This window comes from Roseateles sp. GW821-FHT03B02, from assembly GCF_059421025.1.
In genome coordinates this window covers 412,939-428,605 of record NZ_JBWKUV010000001.1, presented here as the reverse complement: position 1 = coordinate 428,605, position 15,667 = coordinate 412,939, and the positions used below count along the sequence as shown (strand labels likewise).

Here is a 15,667-nt window from a genome sequence, read left to right as displayed (position 1 = left end):
GAACATGCTGTCGAGAACCGCTGACCACCTCTTCTGGCTGAGCCGCTACATCGAGCGGGCCGAAAACACCGCCCGCATGCTGGACATCGCCTACCAGACCTCCCTGCAGCCCCAGTCCGTCGACGAATCCGAGCAGACCTGGCGCAGCCTCGTCTCCATCTCCGAGCTGAACAACCTGTACGGCGCCAAGTACCCAGCCATCAACGGCCGCAACGTCATGGAGTTCATGGTGGCCGACGAGAGCAACCTCTCGTCCATCTTCAACTGCCTGCGCGCCGCCCGCGAGAACGCGCGGGCCGTGCGCGGGTCGCTGACGACCGAGGTCTGGGAGACCATGAACCAGACTTGGCTGGAATTCCGCCGCCTGCTGCGCGAGGGCGCGCTGGCGCGCGATCCGTCGCAGCTGTTCGAGTGGGTCAAGTACCGCAGCCACCTCTCGCGCGGCGTGACGGTCGGCACCATGCTGCAGGACGAGGCCTTCCACTTCATCCGCATCGGCTCCTTCCTGGAGCGGGCCGACAACACCGCGCGGCTGCTGGACGTGAAGTTCTATCGCCAGGAGCAGACGCAAGGCGAGCATGACGCCGCGCGCGACTTCTACTACTGGTCGGCCGTGCTGCGCTCGGTGTCGGGCTTCGAGATTTACCGCAAGGTCTACAGCAACGTCATCCAGCCCGAGAAGGTGGCCGAGCTGCTGATCCTGCGGCCCGACATGCCGCGCTCGCTGTCGCACTGCGTGACGCGCATGCAGGCCAACCTCAAGCGCGTGGCCAACGCCCAGTCGGGCGAGACGCTGCGGCGCGTGGGGCGGCTGGAGGCCGAGCTCGCCTTCGGGCGAATCGACGAGATCCTGGCCGATGGCCTGCATCCCTTTCTGGATGGCTTCCTGGCCGAGGTGGCCGACCTCGGTGTTCGTATCAGCAAGGACTTCCTGGTATGAGCATCCACGTCGCCCTCAAGCACGTCACCCGCTACAAGTACGACCGCCCGGTCAACCTCGGCCCGCAGGTCGTGCGCTTGCGCCCGGCGCCGCACTGCCGCACGCCGGTGCTGAGCTATTCGCTGCGCATCGAGCCGGCCACGCACTTCATCAACTGGCAGCAGGACCCCTTCGCCAACTACCTGGCGCGGCTGGTCTTCCCGGAGAAGACGACCGAGTTCACCGTCACGGTGGACCTGGTGGCCGAGATGGCGGTCTACAACCCCTTCGACTTCTTCCTGGAACCGCAGGCCCAGACCTTTCCGTTCGCCTACGACGAGGCGCAGCAGATCGAGCTGGCGCCCTATCTGCAGGTGGAGCCAACGACGCCGCTGCTCGCGGCCTACCTGAAGGGCATCCCGCGCACCGAGCGCGCGACCATCGATTTCCTGGTCGATCTGAACCAGCGCGTGCAGAACAGCGTCTCCTACCTGATTCGCATGGAGCCCGGCGTGCAGACGCCGGAGGAAACGCTGCAAAAGGGTTCGGGCTCCTGCCGCGACTCCGGCTGGCTGCTGGTGCAGTTGCTGCGCCACCTCGGCCTGGCCGCGCGCTTCGTGTCGGGCTACCTGATCCAGCTGACTCCCGACGAGAAGGCGCTGGACGGCCCCAGCGGCACCGAGGTCGACTTCACCGACCTGCACGCCTGGTGCGAGGTCTACCTGCCCGGCGCCGGCTGGGTGGGCCTGGACCCGACCTCCGGCCTGATGGCCGGCGAGGGCCACATCCCTCTGGCCGCCACGCCCACGCCGGGCAGCGCCGCGCCCATCAGCGGCGGCGTCGACAAGAGCGAGGTCGAGTTCGAGCACGAGATGAGCGTCACGCGCATCTACGAGTCGCCGCGCGTGACCAAGCCCTACACCGAGACGCAATGGGCCGAGGTGCTCAAGCTCGGCGAGCAGGTGGACCGCGAACTGGCCGCCGGCGACGTGCGGCTGACCATGGGCGGCGAGCCCACCTTCGTCGCCGTCGACGACCGCGACGCGCCCGAATGGAACACCGAGGCGCTGGGCCCCACCAAGCGCGTCTACGCGCAGCAGCTCACCCACCGGCTGCGCGACGAGTATGGCCAGGGCGGCTTCCTGCACTTCGGCCAGGGCAAGTGGTATCCGGGCGAGCAGCTGCCGCGCTGGGCCCTGTCCATCTACTGGCGGGCCGACGGCCAGCCCTGCTGGCGCAATCCCGACTGGTTCGCCGACGAGCGCGAACAGCACCGCTACACCAGCGAGGATGCCGAGGTCTTCATGAAGGCGCTGACGCGCCGCCTGGGCCTGCCCGACACGCATGTGCAGCCCGGCTATGAAGACACCTTCTATTACCTCTGGCGCGAGCGTCGCCTGCCGGTCAACGTCGACCCCTTCGACTCGCGGCTGGATGACGAGATGGAGCGCGTGCGCCTGCGCCGCGTGTTCGACCAGGGCCTGTCCCACGTCGTCGGCCATGTGCTGCCGCTGCGCCACAGCGGCGATGCACCGGCCCTGGCCGGCACGCGCTGGCAGACGGGCCCCTGGTTCCTGCGCGACGAGCGCCTGTACCTGCACCCCGGCGATTCCCCCATGGGTTGGCGCCTGCCGCTGGATTCCCTGCCCTGGGTCAGCAAGGGCGACTACCCCTACCTGATCGAGCAGGACCCCTTCGCGCCGCGCGGCATGCTCCCGGCGGCTGCCACGCTGAGAGCCCAGGTGCAGGGCGTTACTTCGGCTGGGCCGACGCCCGGGCTGCGCCAGTCCGGGGGCGTGGATACCGGCAACGGGACGGCGGGTGGCCCGGCCCGGCCCGGGCGTTTTGAAAGCGCCGGCGGCCTCACGCGCACGGCGCTCTGCGTCGAGGCCCGCGACCCGCGCCGCGCCAACGGCCCCTCGGCCGAAGGCAAGGGCCGGGCCAGAGGCGTGCTCTACGTCTTCATGCCGCCGCTGGAGAAGCTGGAGCATTACCTGGAGCTGCTGACGGCCGTGGAGGCCAGCTGCGAGGACACCGGCTACAAGATCGTGCTGGAGGGCTACCCGCCGCCGCGCGACCCGCGGCTCAAGCTCTTGCAGGTCACGCCCGACCCCGGCGTCATCGAGGTCAACATCCACCCGGCGCACAACTGGGGCGAGCTGGTTGCCCACACCGAATTCCTCTACGAAGCCGCGCGCCTCACCCGCCTGTCGACCGAGAAATTCATGATCGACGGCCGCCACACCGGCACTGGCGGCGGCAACCACTTCGTGATGGGCGGCGCCACGCCGGCCGACTCGCCTTTCCTGCGCCGGCCCTCGCTGCTGGCCTCGCTGCTGGCCTACTGGCACAACCACCCCTCGCTGAGCTACCTCTTCAGCGGCCTCTTCATCGGCCCCACCAGCCAGTCGCCGCGCGTGGACGAAGCGCGCAACGACCAGCTGCGCGAGCTGGAGATTGCACTCGGCGAGATCCACAAGGCCGAGGCGAAGTTTGGGGAATCGATGCCGCCCTGGCTGGTGGACCGCACGCTGCGCAACGTGCTGGTGGACGTGACCGGCAACACCCACCGCAGCGAGTTCTCCATCGACAAGCTCTACTCGCCCGACTCGGCCACCGGCCGGCTCGGCCTGCTGGAGCTGCGCGCCTTCGAGATGCCGCCGCATGCGCGCATGAGCGTCGTGCAGCAACTGCTGCTGCGCGCCTTCGTCGCCCGCTTCTGGAACGCGCCCTACAAGACCCCGCTGGTGCGCTGGGGCACCGAGCTGCACGACCGCTGGCTGCTGCCGCACTTCATCCGCGAGGACTTCGCCGACGTCATCGAGGACATGGCCGAGGCCGGCTACGCCTTCGATCCCGCCTGGTTCGCGCCGCACGTCGAGTTCCGCTTCCCCAAGTTCGGCGAGTTCGCCGCGCGCGGTGTGCACGTGACGCTGCGCGGTGCGCTGGAGCCCTGGCATGTGATGGGCGAGGAGGGCGCGGCCGGCGGCAATGTGCGCTACGTGGATGCATCGATGGAGCGGCTGCAGGTGCATGTCAGCGGCCTGGTCGACCCGCGCCACCGCATCACCGTCAACGGCCAGCCCGTGCCGCTGCAGCCCACCGGCCGCGTCGGCGAGTTCGTGGCCGGCGTGCGCTACCGCGCCTGGCTGCCGCCCTCGGCGCTGCACCCCACCATCGGCATCCACGCGCCGCTGACGGTGGATCTCGTCGACACCTGGCAGCAGAAGTCGCTCGGCGGCTGCCGCTACTTCGTCGCCCACCCGGGCGGGCGCAACTACGCGACGCTGCCCGTCAACGCCTACGAGGCCGAGAGCCGGCGCCTGGCGCGCTTCACCGCGCACGGGCACACGCCGGGCCGCGTCGAGGTGGGCGAGCCGCAGCGCAGCCTGGAGTTCCCGTTCACGCTGGATCTGCGCAAAGTATCCTGAGCGGATGCACATCGAAATCCAGTCCGGCATCCGCCTCTTCATCGACATCGAGGGACTGGGCCGCGTGCCCGAGGGCCGCGCGCTGCGCGAAAAGCCCACCCTCGTCCTCATCCACGGCGGCCCTGGCTTCGACCACACGGCCTTCCGGCCCTTCTTCAGCCGCTTCGCCGACCTCTGCCAGATCGTCTACTTCGACCTGCGCGGCCACGGCCGCAGCGACCCGCGGCCGGCCGACGAGTGGCGTCTGGACGTCTTTGCGGACGACGTCGTGCGACTGTGCGATGCGCTGGGTGTCGTCAAGCCCATCGTGCTGGGCCAGAGCTTTGGCGGCTTCGTCGCGCAGCGCTACCTGGCGCGCCACCCGGAGCACCCGGCCAAGGTCGTGCTGTCCAGCACCTCGCATCACTTCGGTCTGGCACGCAAGATCGAGCGCTTCGGCCGCCTCGGCGGGCCGGCTGCCGCGCAGGCCACGCGCGACTTCTGGGAGCACCCCGGCCCCGACACCTGGGCAGCTTACGAGACCCATTGCCGCCATCTCTACAACACCAAGCCGAAGAACCCCGATGCCGGCGGCTGGATGATCTTCAAGCCCGAGATCCTGTTCGAGCACACGCGCACCGAGCTGCCGGGCATGGACCTGCGCCCGGGGCTGGCGAAGGTGCAATGCCCGGTGCTCGTCATGGCCGGCGAGGCCGACCCCGTCACGCCGCCCGAAGATGCCGCCGAGATCGTCGCGGCACTGCCGCCGCAGTGGGTCGCCGGCTTCGAGCGCTTCCCCGGCGTGGGCCACGGCGCCTGGCGCGACGACCCGGAAGCGGCCGAGCGCGTGCTGCGTCGCTTCCTGGCTGCCTGAACCAGGCCCGGCGCGGGCATTGCTCGACAATGCCTTTTCGCCCGCGCCGTCCGTTCCCATGACCGAGCTCACCCCCAGCCAATGGAGCCTGCTTCCCGATGAGCCCGAGGAAGCCCTGGCGCCCGACCCGCTGGCGCAGGCGCTGTCGGCCGCGCTGCGCAGCCGCGACGGTCATTTCTACGAGCTGACCGGCCAGGTCAACCGGCCCGGCGAGCCCCAGGGCGGCCTGGCCGAGCGCTGGCGCCGCTTCTTCGCGGCCGGCGGTGCGGCGGGCTGGCAGGAGCTCAGCGCCAAGGCCCTGCGCGTGCAGCGTCGCGTGCTGGAGGACGGCGCCAGCTACAACGTGCACAGCGACGGCCCGCCGCTGCCCGGCCAGGATGGCGAATACGGCGCACCGCTGGCCCGCCATTGGCCGCTGGAACTGCTGCCCATGCTTATCGAGCCCGACGAGTGGCGGCACATCGAGGCCGGCATCGCCCAGCGCGCCCGGTTGCTCAACGCCGTCATGGCCGATATCTACGGCGAGCGCCGGCTGCTGCAGCAGGGCCTGCTGCCGGCCTCGCTGGTGCTGGCCCATCCGCAATACCTGCGCGGCATGCACGGCAACCGGCCCTCGGGCGGCGTGCACCTGCATGTGCTGGCCTTCGACCTCACGCGCTGCGCGGACGGCCACTGGTGGGTGGTCGGCCAGCGCACGCAGGCGCCCTCGGGCCTGGGCTATGTGCTGGAGAACCGCCTCATCATCGCCCAGCAGTTTCCCGAGGCCTTCCGCCAGATGGCCGTGCAACGCCTGGCGGCGAGCTACCGCGACTTCATCCAGACCCTGATGAAGCTCTCCCCCGCCGGCGAGCGCAGCCGCGTCGCGCTGCTGACGCCGGGGCCGCGCAACGAAACCTACTTCGAGCAGGCCTTCCTGGCCCGCTACCTGGGCATCGCGCTGGTCGAGGGCGCCGACCTGACCGTGCGCGCCGACAAGGTCTACCTGAAGACCCTGGCCGGCCTGGAGCGCGTGCACGTGCTGCTGCGCCGCGTGGACGACACCTGGCTGGACCCGCTGGAGCTGCGCCCCGAGTCCATCCTCGGCGTGCCGGGGCTGCTGCAGGCTGCGCGTGCCGGCGAGGTCGTCATCGCCAACGTGCCGGGCGCCGGCTGGCTGGAAAGCCCGGGCCTCGCCGCCTTCTGGCCCGGCGTCGCCGAGAGCCTGCTCGGCGAGGAGCTGGTGCTGCCGGCCATCCAGAGCTGGTGGTGCGGCGAGGAGAGCGCCTGGGGCGCGCTGCGCCCGCGGCTGGCGCAGTTCATCGTCGTGCCCACCTTCGCGGCCAGCAGCACGACGCGCAGCTTCTCTCCCATCGTTGCCGCCGAACTCAGCGACGAGGCCCTGCGGGAACTGGCCGAGCGCATCGACGCCGACCCCACCGCCTACACGCTGCAGGCGCGCGTCAAGCCCACCAAGCAGCCGGTCTGGACGCGCGGCGCGCTGGAGCCGCGCGTAGCGGTGCTGCGCGTCTTCGCGCTGACCGATGGCCAGGGCGGCTGGACCGTGCTGCCCGGTGGCCTGGCCCGCGTGGCACCCAAGCGCGACCCGCTGGCCGACGCCTGGCTGTCCATCCAGCGTGGGTCCCTGAGCGCCGACACCTGGGTCATGACCGATGGCGAGGTCGACGCGACGACGCTGCTGCCCCAGCCCCTGCAGGCGGCCGACCTGGCCCAGGTGCACTGGACCGTCACCAGCCGTGCCGCCGAGAACCTGTTCTGGCTGGGCCGCTACACCGAGCGCGCCGAGAACAGCGCGCGGCTGGCTCGCCACATCATCGAGGCCAGCGTCATGGTGCAGCGCGGTGCCATGCCGCCACCGATGCTGCCGCTGCTGGACGAGCTGGCGCGCCGCCACGGCCTCGTCGGCCCCGCGGCGCCCGCGGCCCAGGACGACCCGCGCGGCTTCGAGCGCGCGCTGCTGACGGCCTTGCTGCCCGGCTCCGGCGTCACCAGCGTGGGCTGGAACCTGCGCGCGCTGCAGGGCTGCGCCCAGGCCTTGCGCGAGCGCCTGTCGCCCGAGGCCTGGCGCCTCATCCACGAGACGGCGGCGCAGTTCGAGCAGCACCTGCGCGCCGTGCTGGACCGCCCCGGCCCGGCCGCGCCGATGGGCGACGTGCTCAACGTGCTGGCCCGCGCCGACACCCACCTCGCCGCCATCACCGGCGCCCAGACCGACCGCATGACGCGCGACGACGGCTGGCGGCTGCTGTCCATCGGGCGCCAGATCGAGCGGCTGTCCTTCCATGCCGAGGTGCTGGCCGAGGCTTTCGAGCACGGCCTCGCGCTGTCCGAGGACGGCTTCGGCCTGCTGCTGGGCGTGTTCGACTCCACCATCACCTACCGCGCCCAGTTCCAGGCGCGGCGCGAGGCCCCGCCGCTGCTGCACCTGCTGGTGCACGATACCGACAACCCGCGCTCGCTCGCCTGGGTGGCGCGCACCCTGCGCGACCGCTTCGCCAAGCTGGCCCGCCACGACCCCGAGTGGGCCGCTGACATCGCCGCCGAGCTGCCCGTGCCCGAGGCCTGGCCGCTGGCCGAGCTGGCGGGGCCGGGGCCGGCCCTGGTCGAGCACCTGAGGCGCGCGGCGGCCCAGGCCGGCGAACTGTCCGGCCTCATCAGCCAGCGCTATTTCGCCCACGTCATCGGCGCGGAGCAGCGGGTGTGGCAATGAAGCTGTCCGTCCACCACGTCACCGAGTACACCTACGAGGCCTCGGTGGAGTGGGCCTACCACGCGGCCTGCCTGGCGCCGCGCGAGACGCCGTGGCAGCAGGTCGATGGCTGGCGCCTGAACATCGACCCGCTGCCCGACGGCTGGGGCGTGGAGGGGCTGGAGCTGGACGCCGGCATGCTGGCCCGGCACCTGCGCCGCGACCCCTGGGGCAACGGCCACCTGAGCTTCGGCCATGCCCGCGTGCACGAGAACCTGGTCGTCGACAGCCGCTTCGAGGCGAGCCTGAGCGACCGCCCGGCACCCGACGCCGGCTGCGGCCCGGCGTGGGAGGCCGTCGCCGCCGGCCTGCGCTACCGCGCCGGTCGCGCGCTGCAGGAGGCCGACGAGTTCGCCCTGGCCTCCACCTACGCTGCGCCCGACGCGACGCTGGCCGCCTACGCGCGACGCGCCTTCTCGCCTGGCTGCAAGCTGGCCGCCGGCGGGCTGGCGCTGATGCACCAGATCCACGCCGACCTGCGCTATCTGCCGCACAGCACGACGGTCGCAACGCGCGCCGCCGACGCGCTGGCCCAGCGCAGCGGCGTCTGCCAGGACTTCGCCCATGTCTTCATCGCCGCCTGCCGCTCTCTCGGCTTGGCGGCGCGCTATGTGTCGGGCTATCTGCTGACGCGACCACCGCCGGGTGCGCCGAAGCTGGTCGGTGCCGATGCGTCGCATGCCTGGGTCGAGCTCTGGTGTCCCGAGCAGGGCTGGCTGGCGTTGGACCCCACCAACGCCGTTGCCGCGGACCTGGATCACGTCACGCTCGCCTGGGGGCGCGACTACGCCGACGTGGCGCCGCTGCGCGGCGTGCTGCGCGGCGGCGGCGTGGCCACGCTGCGGGTGGGCGTGACGGTGGAGCCGTCGACCGCCTAGCCCTGGCGCCGGGACAACCGCGCCGCCAGCGCCGCCAGCACGGCCGCGCCGGCCGTGCCGGCGGCGAGCAGGGCCAGCGTGTCCTCGTCGGCCAGCTGCCACCAGGCCAGCGCGGGCGGCGTCACCTCGGCACGCCAGCGCCGGTCGGCCACCGGCAGCTCGAAGCTATGTGCCGGTGCGGGCGGTGCTGCACCGGGCTCGCTGTCGTAGACCGGCGTCGGGCTGTCGACGTCGATCACGCGCACGCGGGCCGGCGGGGCAAGCTCTGCCGGCAGCACGCTGCGCACGAATTCGGCGCCGCGAAAGGCGATGCCGACGACGCCGGTAGCGGCGGCCCACCGGGCCTCGGTGCCGGCTGGCAGGCGGTCGCCGCGGTAGGTGGCGGCGCGCACGACGACGCTGGCCAGCTCCGGGTGGCCGGGCCGATGGCGGTCGCGCGCCAGCAGCAGCGGCGCCGTGGCGACGAGGCCACCCACGCTGATGGCGTTCTCGACGGCCTGGCGGTAGGCCTTGCCGGGGTCGTACAAGTCGTAGCCGTCGTTGGTCGGGTCGGCCGGATGCTGGTGGCGCAGCAGCATGTACTCGGGCCGCTCGCCGGGCGGCTGTATGTCGAAGCTCGGGTGGCCGGCCGGATCGGCGCTGCGGTCCGCGCGCACGCGCTCGATGAAGGCGGCGCGCCCGGCCGCGTCGACGCGCTCGGCCACGAAGCTCAGCACCAGGCCCGGGTGGCGGCCGTTGGCGAACTGGCCGGCGACATGGCGCGAAAACTGCGCGTCGTTCAGCGGCGCCGCACCGCTGGCGGCCAGTCGCAGGCTGGGCAGGATGTCGAGCTGCCGGCGCACCGCAAAGGTCAGCGATGCCCGGAAGTCGTCGGTCAGATGTCTGAACAGCAGAGCGCGCTCGGCGGCCTTGCGCTGCAGGGAGCCGGCCGCAAGCGCCAGCGTCAGTGCCAGCGCGGCGGCGAACGCCAGCGCGGGCAGGGCCCGGCGCATGGGGTGGGCGGCGCGGTCGGCGGGCAGGGGCATCGGCGCTGGGTCTTTCGGCTGCCATGGCCACGCCCAGTCCGGCTAACGCGCTGGTGCGACGGCATGGCGCCGCGATGATAGACCGGCCGCGGCGCTCAGCCGCCGAGCATCGGCAGTACCGAGGCGACCATCAGCGCCGCGGCGCCCCAGTTGAAGGCCTGCAGCGCGCGCGGCCGGTGCAGCCAGCGGCGCATCTGCTCGCCCAGCAACGCCCAGGAGCCGCAGCAGGGCAGGTTGACCAGCACGAAGACGGCGGTCAATGCCGGCACGCCGAGGTCGCCATATGCGGTCACGGCCGTCAGCGCCATGGCCCAGGCCTTGGGGTTGACGACCTGGAACAGCGCGGCGGCGCCGAAGCCCATCGGCTGCCCTTGGCCGCTGTTGCCGGCCTCCGGCGGCGCTGCCGTCGCGATCTTGAAGGCCAGGTAGAGCAGATAGGCCAGGCTCACCCACTTCAGCACGTCGTGCAGGCCGGGGTAGCGGCCGAAGACCTGGCCCAGGCCCAGGCCGACGAGGGCCAGCATGACGCCGAAGCCGAAGCTGATGCCCAGCAGATGCGGCAGGCTGCGCCGCCAGCCGAAGTGGGTGCCTGAGGCCAGCAGCATCAGGTTGTTGGGACCTGGCGTGATGGAGGTGACGAAGGCGAAGCCCGCCAGGGCGGCCAGCATGCTGAGGGTGGTTTCCATGGCGCGCAACTCTAGGCAGGTGGGCGTCGAATGGGCTTGCGTTTTGCGGTGCTGCCGGCGGCGCGCGTGCAATGATCTGCGGCCATGGACGCCATTGACGAGAAAATCTTGTTTGAGCTGGTCAAGGACGGCCGCCTGACCAATGCCGAACTGGCCCAGCGCATCGCGCTCAGCCCCTCGGCCTGCCTGCGGCGTGTGCAGGAGCTGGAGAGGCTGGGTGTCATCAAGGGCTATCGCGCGGTGCTGGACCCGGCGCGGCTGGGCCTGGGCTTTGTCGCCTATGTGGCCATTGGCCTGTCGCGCCACACGCTGGACGAGCAGCTGGGCTTCGAGCAGGCCATGAAGGACTGCTCCGTCGTGCGCGAGTGCCACAACGTGACCGGCGCCTTCGAGTACCTGCTGCGCGTGGAGGTGGCCGACCTGCCGGCCTACAAGCGCTTCCACGCCGACGTGCTGGGCGGACTGCCCCAGGTCAGCATGATCACGAGCTACATCGTCATGGACTCGCCCAAGGACGAGCGCGGCTGAAGCGTCGGTGCCCGGGCCGCATGAACCCGCGGGCCGGGACCGGACGAGGGGTCAACGTTTGACCTTGCCCTCCGCCGTCAGCATGGACAGCTCGACGAAGCTGGAGCCGACATGCTTGTTGGCCGTGAACTGCAGCCGGTAGCCGCGCGATTCGTAGCCGGACAGCGTCTCCAGCGCCGCGATCAGGCCTTCGCGCGTCGGGCGGCTGCCCAGGCGGCGCAGCCCGTCCACGACGACGCGGGCCGCCAGATAGCCCTCGATGCTGGTGTAGTTGGGCTCGGCCTTGGGGTCGAAGCGGTGCAGGGCCTGCTGGTAGTCATTGACCAGGCCGGCCGCCGTGCCGAAGGGCGAGGGCATGACCTGGGACACGACGACGCCCGCCGCGTCCTTGCCGAGTTCGTCCGCCAGGGCCTGGGTGCCGACGAAGGAGACGTTGTAGAACTGCCCGCCGTAGCCGGCCTTGCGCGCCTCGCGGATGAAGGCGGCGCAGCCCTTGTAGGCGCCGATCTGTACGATGGCCTCGGCCTGCAGCGGCACCAGGGCCTTGACGGCCGCTGCGACGTCCACGCTGTTGCGCTCCACGGTCGCGATGCCCAGGGGTTGCAGGCCCCGTTTGTCCAGCGCCCGCTGCACGCCCTTGAGGCCGGCCTGGCCGTAGGCGTCGTTCTGGTGGAAGACGGCGATCTTCTTCAGGTCGAGCTGGGTCAGCTGCCTGACGATCAGCTCGGTCTCGTCGAAATAGGACGCGCGGATGTGGAAGACCAGGCGGTTGAAGGGGTCGCGCAGTGCCTCGGCGCCGGTGAAGGGCGCGATGAAGGGCATGTGCGCGGCGGTGGCCAGCGGCAGGGCAGCCAGCGAGGTGGGCGTGCCCACGTAGCCGAACAGGGCGAACACCTCGTCGTGGATGAACTTCTCGGTGTTGGCCTTGCAGCGCGCGGGGTCGTAGCCATCGTCCAGCGTCCTCAGCACGACGGGCATGCCGCCCACGCCGCCGGCGGCATTGACGGCATCGAAGTAGGCCTTGGCGCCGAGCTGCATCTGCAGGCCGGTCTGGGCGTTCGGCCCGGTCAGCGGCACGGACTGGCCGAGCACGATGCTCCCGCGCTCCTGGGCGCGGGCGACCATGGCGGCCGGCAGGGTGAGCCCGGCCAGCGCGAGTTGGTGGAAGCGACGTCGGGTCTGCATGGGCTCATGATGCCCCGGACGGCGGTCCGGCGCTGTGAACTAAATCAGCTCCGGCTGGCACTTGTGCGCAACCGGCCGGCGCGTTTGTTGGCGAACATGGCTTCGTCCGCATGGCGCATCAGCGCGTCGGGGGTGCGGCCATCGCTGGGAAAATGCGCCAGGCCCAGGCTGCTGCCCACCGCCACCTGCGCGCCCGAGCTCAGCGTGATGGGCTGGATGAGCCCGTCGAGCAGCCGGTTCAGCACCGGTTCGGCATCGCCCGGCGCCTGCTGCGGCGACAGCAGCACGACGAATTCGTCGCCGCCCAGCCGGGCCACGGTGTCGCTGCCGCGCAGGCCGGCCTGCAGCCGGGCGGCCACGGCCTTGAGCACCTCGTCGCCGGCATCGTGGCCATGGGTGTCGTTGATCAGCTTGAAGCCGTTCAGGTCCAGGTAGGCCAGCGCGAAGACCTGGCCGCTGCGTTCGGCGCCGGCGATGGCCTGGCGCAGGCGGTCGCCCAGCAGCAGGCGGTTGGGCAGGCCGGTCAGCGCATCGTGCAGGGCGGCGCGCTCCATGCGTGCCTCGTGGGCCTTGCTCTGCGTGATGTCCACCATCATCCACAGCGACTCGCCGCCGCTGCCGGGCAGGTCCACGCCGGAGAGATCCACCCAGATCAGCGAGCCGTCCTTGCGGCGCATCTGCAGCTGCGTGCGAAAGCGCCCGCCGGCCCTGAGCTGCGGGTAGGCCAGCGCGCCCAGCGTCTCGTAGGCCGTGTCGTCGGCATAGAGCATGCGTGCCGGCTGGCCGAGCAGTTCGCCATCGGCATAGCCGAACATGCGCTCCACCGCATGGTTGCGCCAGACCGCGCGGCGCTCGCGCAGCTTGAGGATGCCGACGAGGTCGCTCTCCAGCATGGCCTCCTGGTCCAGCGTCAGCTGGTGCAGCTGCTGGCGGATGTGGTGGGTCTCGCTGATGTCGAACATCACCGAGCGGCTGCGCAGGAACTCGCCGTTCGCGTCGTAGACCGCCGTGGCCGACAGGCTGACGCGGCGGGTCTGGCCCTGCCGGCCGACGATGTCCATCTCCAGCCCCGCGATGTGCCCGTCGCGCTTGAAGCGGGGGAAGGCCTCGGCAAAGATGGCGCGGCCCTCGTCGGTCAGGAACTCGGCCGAGCCCAGCTGGCCGATGGCCTGCGCGGCGGTGCAGCCGAACCAGCGCAGGCCGACCGCGTTGATCTGCAGGAAGCGCCCCCTGGCGTCGAGCGAGTAGTAGGCGCAGGGCGCGTTGTCGTAGAGATCCTGCAGGCTCTCGTGGGCCTCGTCGGCCTGGGCCTGCAGGGTCTTGCGCGGCGTGATGTCGGACTCGATGACCATGAAGCCCGTCAGCCCGCCGTCGCCGTCGCGCAGCGGCTGGGTCTCGATGTCGACCCAGTAGTCGTGGCCGCTCTTGCTGCGGTTGAGCAGCTCGGCCTTGCAGCCCAGGCCGACGTTCATCGCTTCGCGCATGCCATGCACGGTGTCGGCGTCGGTGAGTTCGGAGTGCAGCAGGTCGCTGGGCAGGCGGCCCTGGGCCTCGGCCGCGGTGAAGCCCGTCAGGCGCGTGAAGCCGTCGTTGACCCAGGTGATGTGGCGCTCCGTGTCGGTGATGAGGACGGCATTCGTCGTGTGGCTGGCCACCATGGCCAGGCGTGCCAGGTCGGCCGTCATGCCGCGTGCCAGCTGCTCGGCGCGGGCGCGGCTGGCGGCCAGCAGGTAGACCGTCACGGCCAGCAGCAGGCTCAGCAGCCCGCCGCCCAGCTCCAGCCCGACGCCCGACAGGCCGAGCAGCTTCACCGCCGCCTGCTGCGTCAGCGCGGTGTCCAGCAGGAACTCGCGCCCGGCCACGGTGAAATGCAGGCCCTCCGCCGTCGAGGCCTCGGCCAGCGAGTATTCGGCCGCTTCCTCGGTGGTCAGGAGCTGCCCCCGGCGCATGGCCAGCAGGGGTTTGAACTCGCCGTCCGGTGCGCGCGCCGAGAGCTTCAGGTCCAGCAGCGCCGCCGCCGGCTCGGCCACGCCATGCAGCAGGTCGTTGGCCACGACCGGTGCGTAAAGCAGGCCCTGCAGGGCCGCGCGGCGCTGCAGCGGCGTGCCGGGGTCGCGGCCCTCCCGGTAGACCGGCACCAGCAGCAGGAAACCCGGCCCCTTCAGCGGGTCCTGCACCAGGCGAACGGGGGCGGAGAGGGCGGCCTCGCCGCTGTCGATGGCCTGCTCGATGGCCTGGCGGCGCACCGGGTCGGCGCCGGAGTCGAGGCCCCAGGCTGCGAGGTTGCGCGAGAACGGCGAGATCTGCGTGACGACGTAGAGCGTGTCGTCCTGGCCCGCGCCATGCACGCGGAAGTCCGTCGCACCCTGGCGCTGATGCGCGGCGACGAAGGCGTCCAGGTCTTGGCGCGCCACCTTCTCGATGAAGCCGAAGCCCCGCACGCCGGGGAACTCGGCCGCCAGGTCGCGTGATTCGACATAGGCGTCGAAAGCGTTGCGGTCGAACCTGCCCTCCAGCGCCGCCATCGCGCCGCGCGCGCCCTTGAGGCCGTAGACCGGCAGTGTCAGGCGCTTGACGACGTCGGCCTGCAGCCGCTCCGCCTGGCGCTCCTGCAGGCCGCGCGCCTCGGCGCCGGCACGCTGCTGCTGCCAGATGACGGCGCCCGCCGTCAGCGCCAGGCCGATGGACAGCACCGCCGCTGCAGCTACCCACGCGGTCGTGCTGATCGCCTCTGGCCCGGAATAGCCGTCTCCGATGCGCAAGCTTGTCTCTCTCTTTTGATGGCAGCGAATGCCTGCGCAACGATTGAAGCATGGCCCGCGCGCGCGCCGCAAGCCGCCGCAGCGGCACTTGCGCACAATCCGCGCCATGAACCTCCATCTCATTCAGGCCCGCGCCAACCGCCTGGCCAACCGCCGCCTGCTGGGCGCCGTGGCCCGGCTGGGCGACGCCGACTTCCACGCCCCGCGCACCAGCTTCTTTCCGAGCCTGGCGCAGACGCTCAATCACATCCTCAACGTGGATCACTACTACGTCGCCGCCCTGCACGGCGACGTGCAGATGCGCCACGTCTGGGCGAGTTATGTACCGGCCACGACGGCTCGCGAGCTGGCTGATCGCCAGGACGCCAGCGACGAGCGTCTGATCGCCTTCTGTGCCGGACTGACCCCGGCGGACGACGAGCGCATCGTGGCCTTCGACCGTGGCGCCGGCATCGAGGCCGGCCCGCGCGAGCCGCTTGCGCGGGTGCTGGCTCACCTCTTCATGCACCAGACCCACCACCGCGGCCAGGCACACGCGATGCTGGCCGGCACGGCGGTGAAGCCGCCGCAGCTGGATGACTTCATCCTGCTGGGGGACAAGGTGCACCGGGCCGAAGACATGCAGGCCCTGGGGTGGGTCGAGCCGGTGTAGGG

At 71.3% G+C, this 15,667-nt stretch carries 11 protein-coding genes; 7 read left to right on the top strand and 4 right to left on the bottom strand.

Annotation, left to right across the window (positions count from 1 at the left end; all coding sequences use genetic code 11):
* The first annotated feature begins 4 nt into the window (after positions 1-4).
* The 5 genes from AC07VX_RS01930 to AC07VX_RS01910 are packed head-to-tail and all read left to right on the top strand — an operon-like array spanning position 5 to position 8,827.
* Positions 5-940 carry an alpha-E domain-containing protein gene (locus AC07VX_RS01930; protein WP_493163415.1) on the top strand — a complete coding sequence of 312 codons (936 nt, stop codon included), beginning with the start codon at positions 5-7 and terminating at the stop codon, positions 938-940.
* Positions 937-4,350 (top strand): transglutaminase family protein, encoded by a 3,414-nt coding sequence (locus AC07VX_RS01925; RefSeq protein WP_493163416.1) that lies wholly within the window; start codon positions 937-939, stop codon positions 4,348-4,350. The genes AC07VX_RS01930 and AC07VX_RS01925 overlap by 4 nt, the downstream gene beginning before the upstream one ends.
* A gap of 4 nt (positions 4,351-4,354) precedes the next feature.
* Positions 4,355-5,203: an alpha/beta fold hydrolase gene (locus AC07VX_RS01920; protein WP_493163417.1), complete on the top strand. Its 849-nt coding sequence runs from the start codon at positions 4,355-4,357 to the stop codon at positions 5,201-5,203.
* A 58-nt stretch (positions 5,204-5,261) separates the two neighbouring features.
* On the top strand, positions 5,262-7,910 hold the full coding sequence (locus tag AC07VX_RS01915; protein WP_493163418.1) for a circularly permuted type 2 ATP-grasp protein: 2,649 nt from the start codon (positions 5,262-5,264) through the stop codon (positions 7,908-7,910).
* Complete coding sequence (locus tag AC07VX_RS01910; protein WP_493163419.1) at positions 7,907-8,827, top strand: transglutaminase family protein; 921 nt, start codon at positions 7,907-7,909, stop codon at positions 8,825-8,827. The genes AC07VX_RS01915 and AC07VX_RS01910 overlap by 4 nt, the downstream gene beginning before the upstream one ends.
* On the opposite strand, the gene AC07VX_RS01905 is transcribed toward AC07VX_RS01910, so the two are convergent.
* Both AC07VX_RS01905 and AC07VX_RS01900 read right to left on the bottom strand, forming a co-directional pair.
* Positions 8,824-9,852 carry a CHASE domain-containing protein gene (locus AC07VX_RS01905; protein WP_493163420.1) on the bottom strand — a complete coding sequence of 343 codons (1,029 nt, stop codon included), beginning with the start codon at positions 9,850-9,852 and terminating at the stop codon, positions 8,824-8,826. The genes AC07VX_RS01910 and AC07VX_RS01905 overlap by 4 nt on opposite strands.
* Positions 9,853-9,947: 95 nt before the next feature.
* Positions 9,948-10,538, bottom strand: a complete 591-nt coding sequence (locus tag AC07VX_RS01900; RefSeq protein ID WP_493163421.1) for a LysE family translocator — start codon at positions 10,536-10,538, stop codon at positions 9,948-9,950.
* A gap of 84 nt (positions 10,539-10,622) precedes the next feature.
* On the opposite strand from AC07VX_RS01900, the gene AC07VX_RS01895 reads away from it, so the two are divergent.
* Positions 10,623-11,066: an Lrp/AsnC family transcriptional regulator gene (locus AC07VX_RS01895; protein WP_493163422.1), complete on the top strand. Its 444-nt coding sequence runs from the start codon at positions 10,623-10,625 to the stop codon at positions 11,064-11,066.
* Between the two features lie 51 nt (positions 11,067-11,117).
* Here AC07VX_RS01895 and AC07VX_RS01890 read toward each other — a convergent pair whose 3' ends face one another.
* Positions 11,118-12,251 (bottom strand): ABC transporter substrate-binding protein, encoded by a 1,134-nt coding sequence (locus tag AC07VX_RS01890; RefSeq protein ID WP_493163423.1) that lies wholly within the window; start codon positions 12,249-12,251, stop codon positions 11,118-11,120.
* A gap of 44 nt (positions 12,252-12,295) precedes the next feature.
* Positions 12,296-15,013: a sensor domain-containing diguanylate cyclase gene (locus tag AC07VX_RS01885; protein WP_493163424.1), complete on the bottom strand. Its 2,718-nt coding sequence runs from the start codon at positions 15,011-15,013 to the stop codon at positions 12,296-12,298.
* 106 nt (positions 15,014-15,119) lie between these two features.
* Between AC07VX_RS01885 and AC07VX_RS01880 the strand changes: the two genes are divergently transcribed.
* The gene (locus AC07VX_RS01880; protein ID WP_493163425.1) at positions 15,120-15,665 is read left to right on the top strand and encodes a DinB family protein; all 546 of its coding nucleotides are present in this window, start codon (positions 15,120-15,122) and stop codon (positions 15,663-15,665) included.
* Positions 15,666-15,667 lie beyond the last annotated feature (2 nt).

Bases quoted from the DNA above. Each gene is read 5' to 3' on its own strand.
- AC07VX_RS01930 (WP_493163415.1), top strand. From the start codon at position 5: ATGCTGTCGAGAACCGCTGACCACCTCTTCTGGCTGAGCCGCTACATC.
- AC07VX_RS01925 (WP_493163416.1), top strand. From the start codon at position 937: ATGAGCATCCACGTCGCCCTCAAGCACGTCACCCGCTACAAGTACGAC.
- AC07VX_RS01920 (WP_493163417.1), top strand. From the start codon at position 4,355: ATGCACATCGAAATCCAGTCCGGCATCCGCCTCTTCATCGACATCGAG.
- AC07VX_RS01915 (WP_493163418.1), top strand. From the start codon at position 5,262: ATGACCGAGCTCACCCCCAGCCAATGGAGCCTGCTTCCCGATGAGCCC.
- AC07VX_RS01910 (WP_493163419.1), top strand. From the start codon at position 7,907: ATGAAGCTGTCCGTCCACCACGTCACCGAGTACACCTACGAGGCCTCG.
- AC07VX_RS01905 (WP_493163420.1), bottom strand. From the start codon at position 9,852: ATGCCCCTGCCCGCCGACCGCGCCGCCCACCCCATGCGCCGGGCCCTG.
- AC07VX_RS01900 (WP_493163421.1), bottom strand. From the start codon at position 10,538: ATGGAAACCACCCTCAGCATGCTGGCCGCCCTGGCGGGCTTCGCCTTC.
- AC07VX_RS01895 (WP_493163422.1), top strand. From the start codon at position 10,623: ATGGACGCCATTGACGAGAAAATCTTGTTTGAGCTGGTCAAGGACGGC.
- AC07VX_RS01890 (WP_493163423.1), bottom strand. From the start codon at position 12,251: ATGCAGACCCGACGTCGCTTCCACCAACTCGCGCTGGCCGGGCTCACC.
- AC07VX_RS01880 (WP_493163425.1), top strand. From the start codon at position 15,120: ATGAACCTCCATCTCATTCAGGCCCGCGCCAACCGCCTGGCCAACCGC.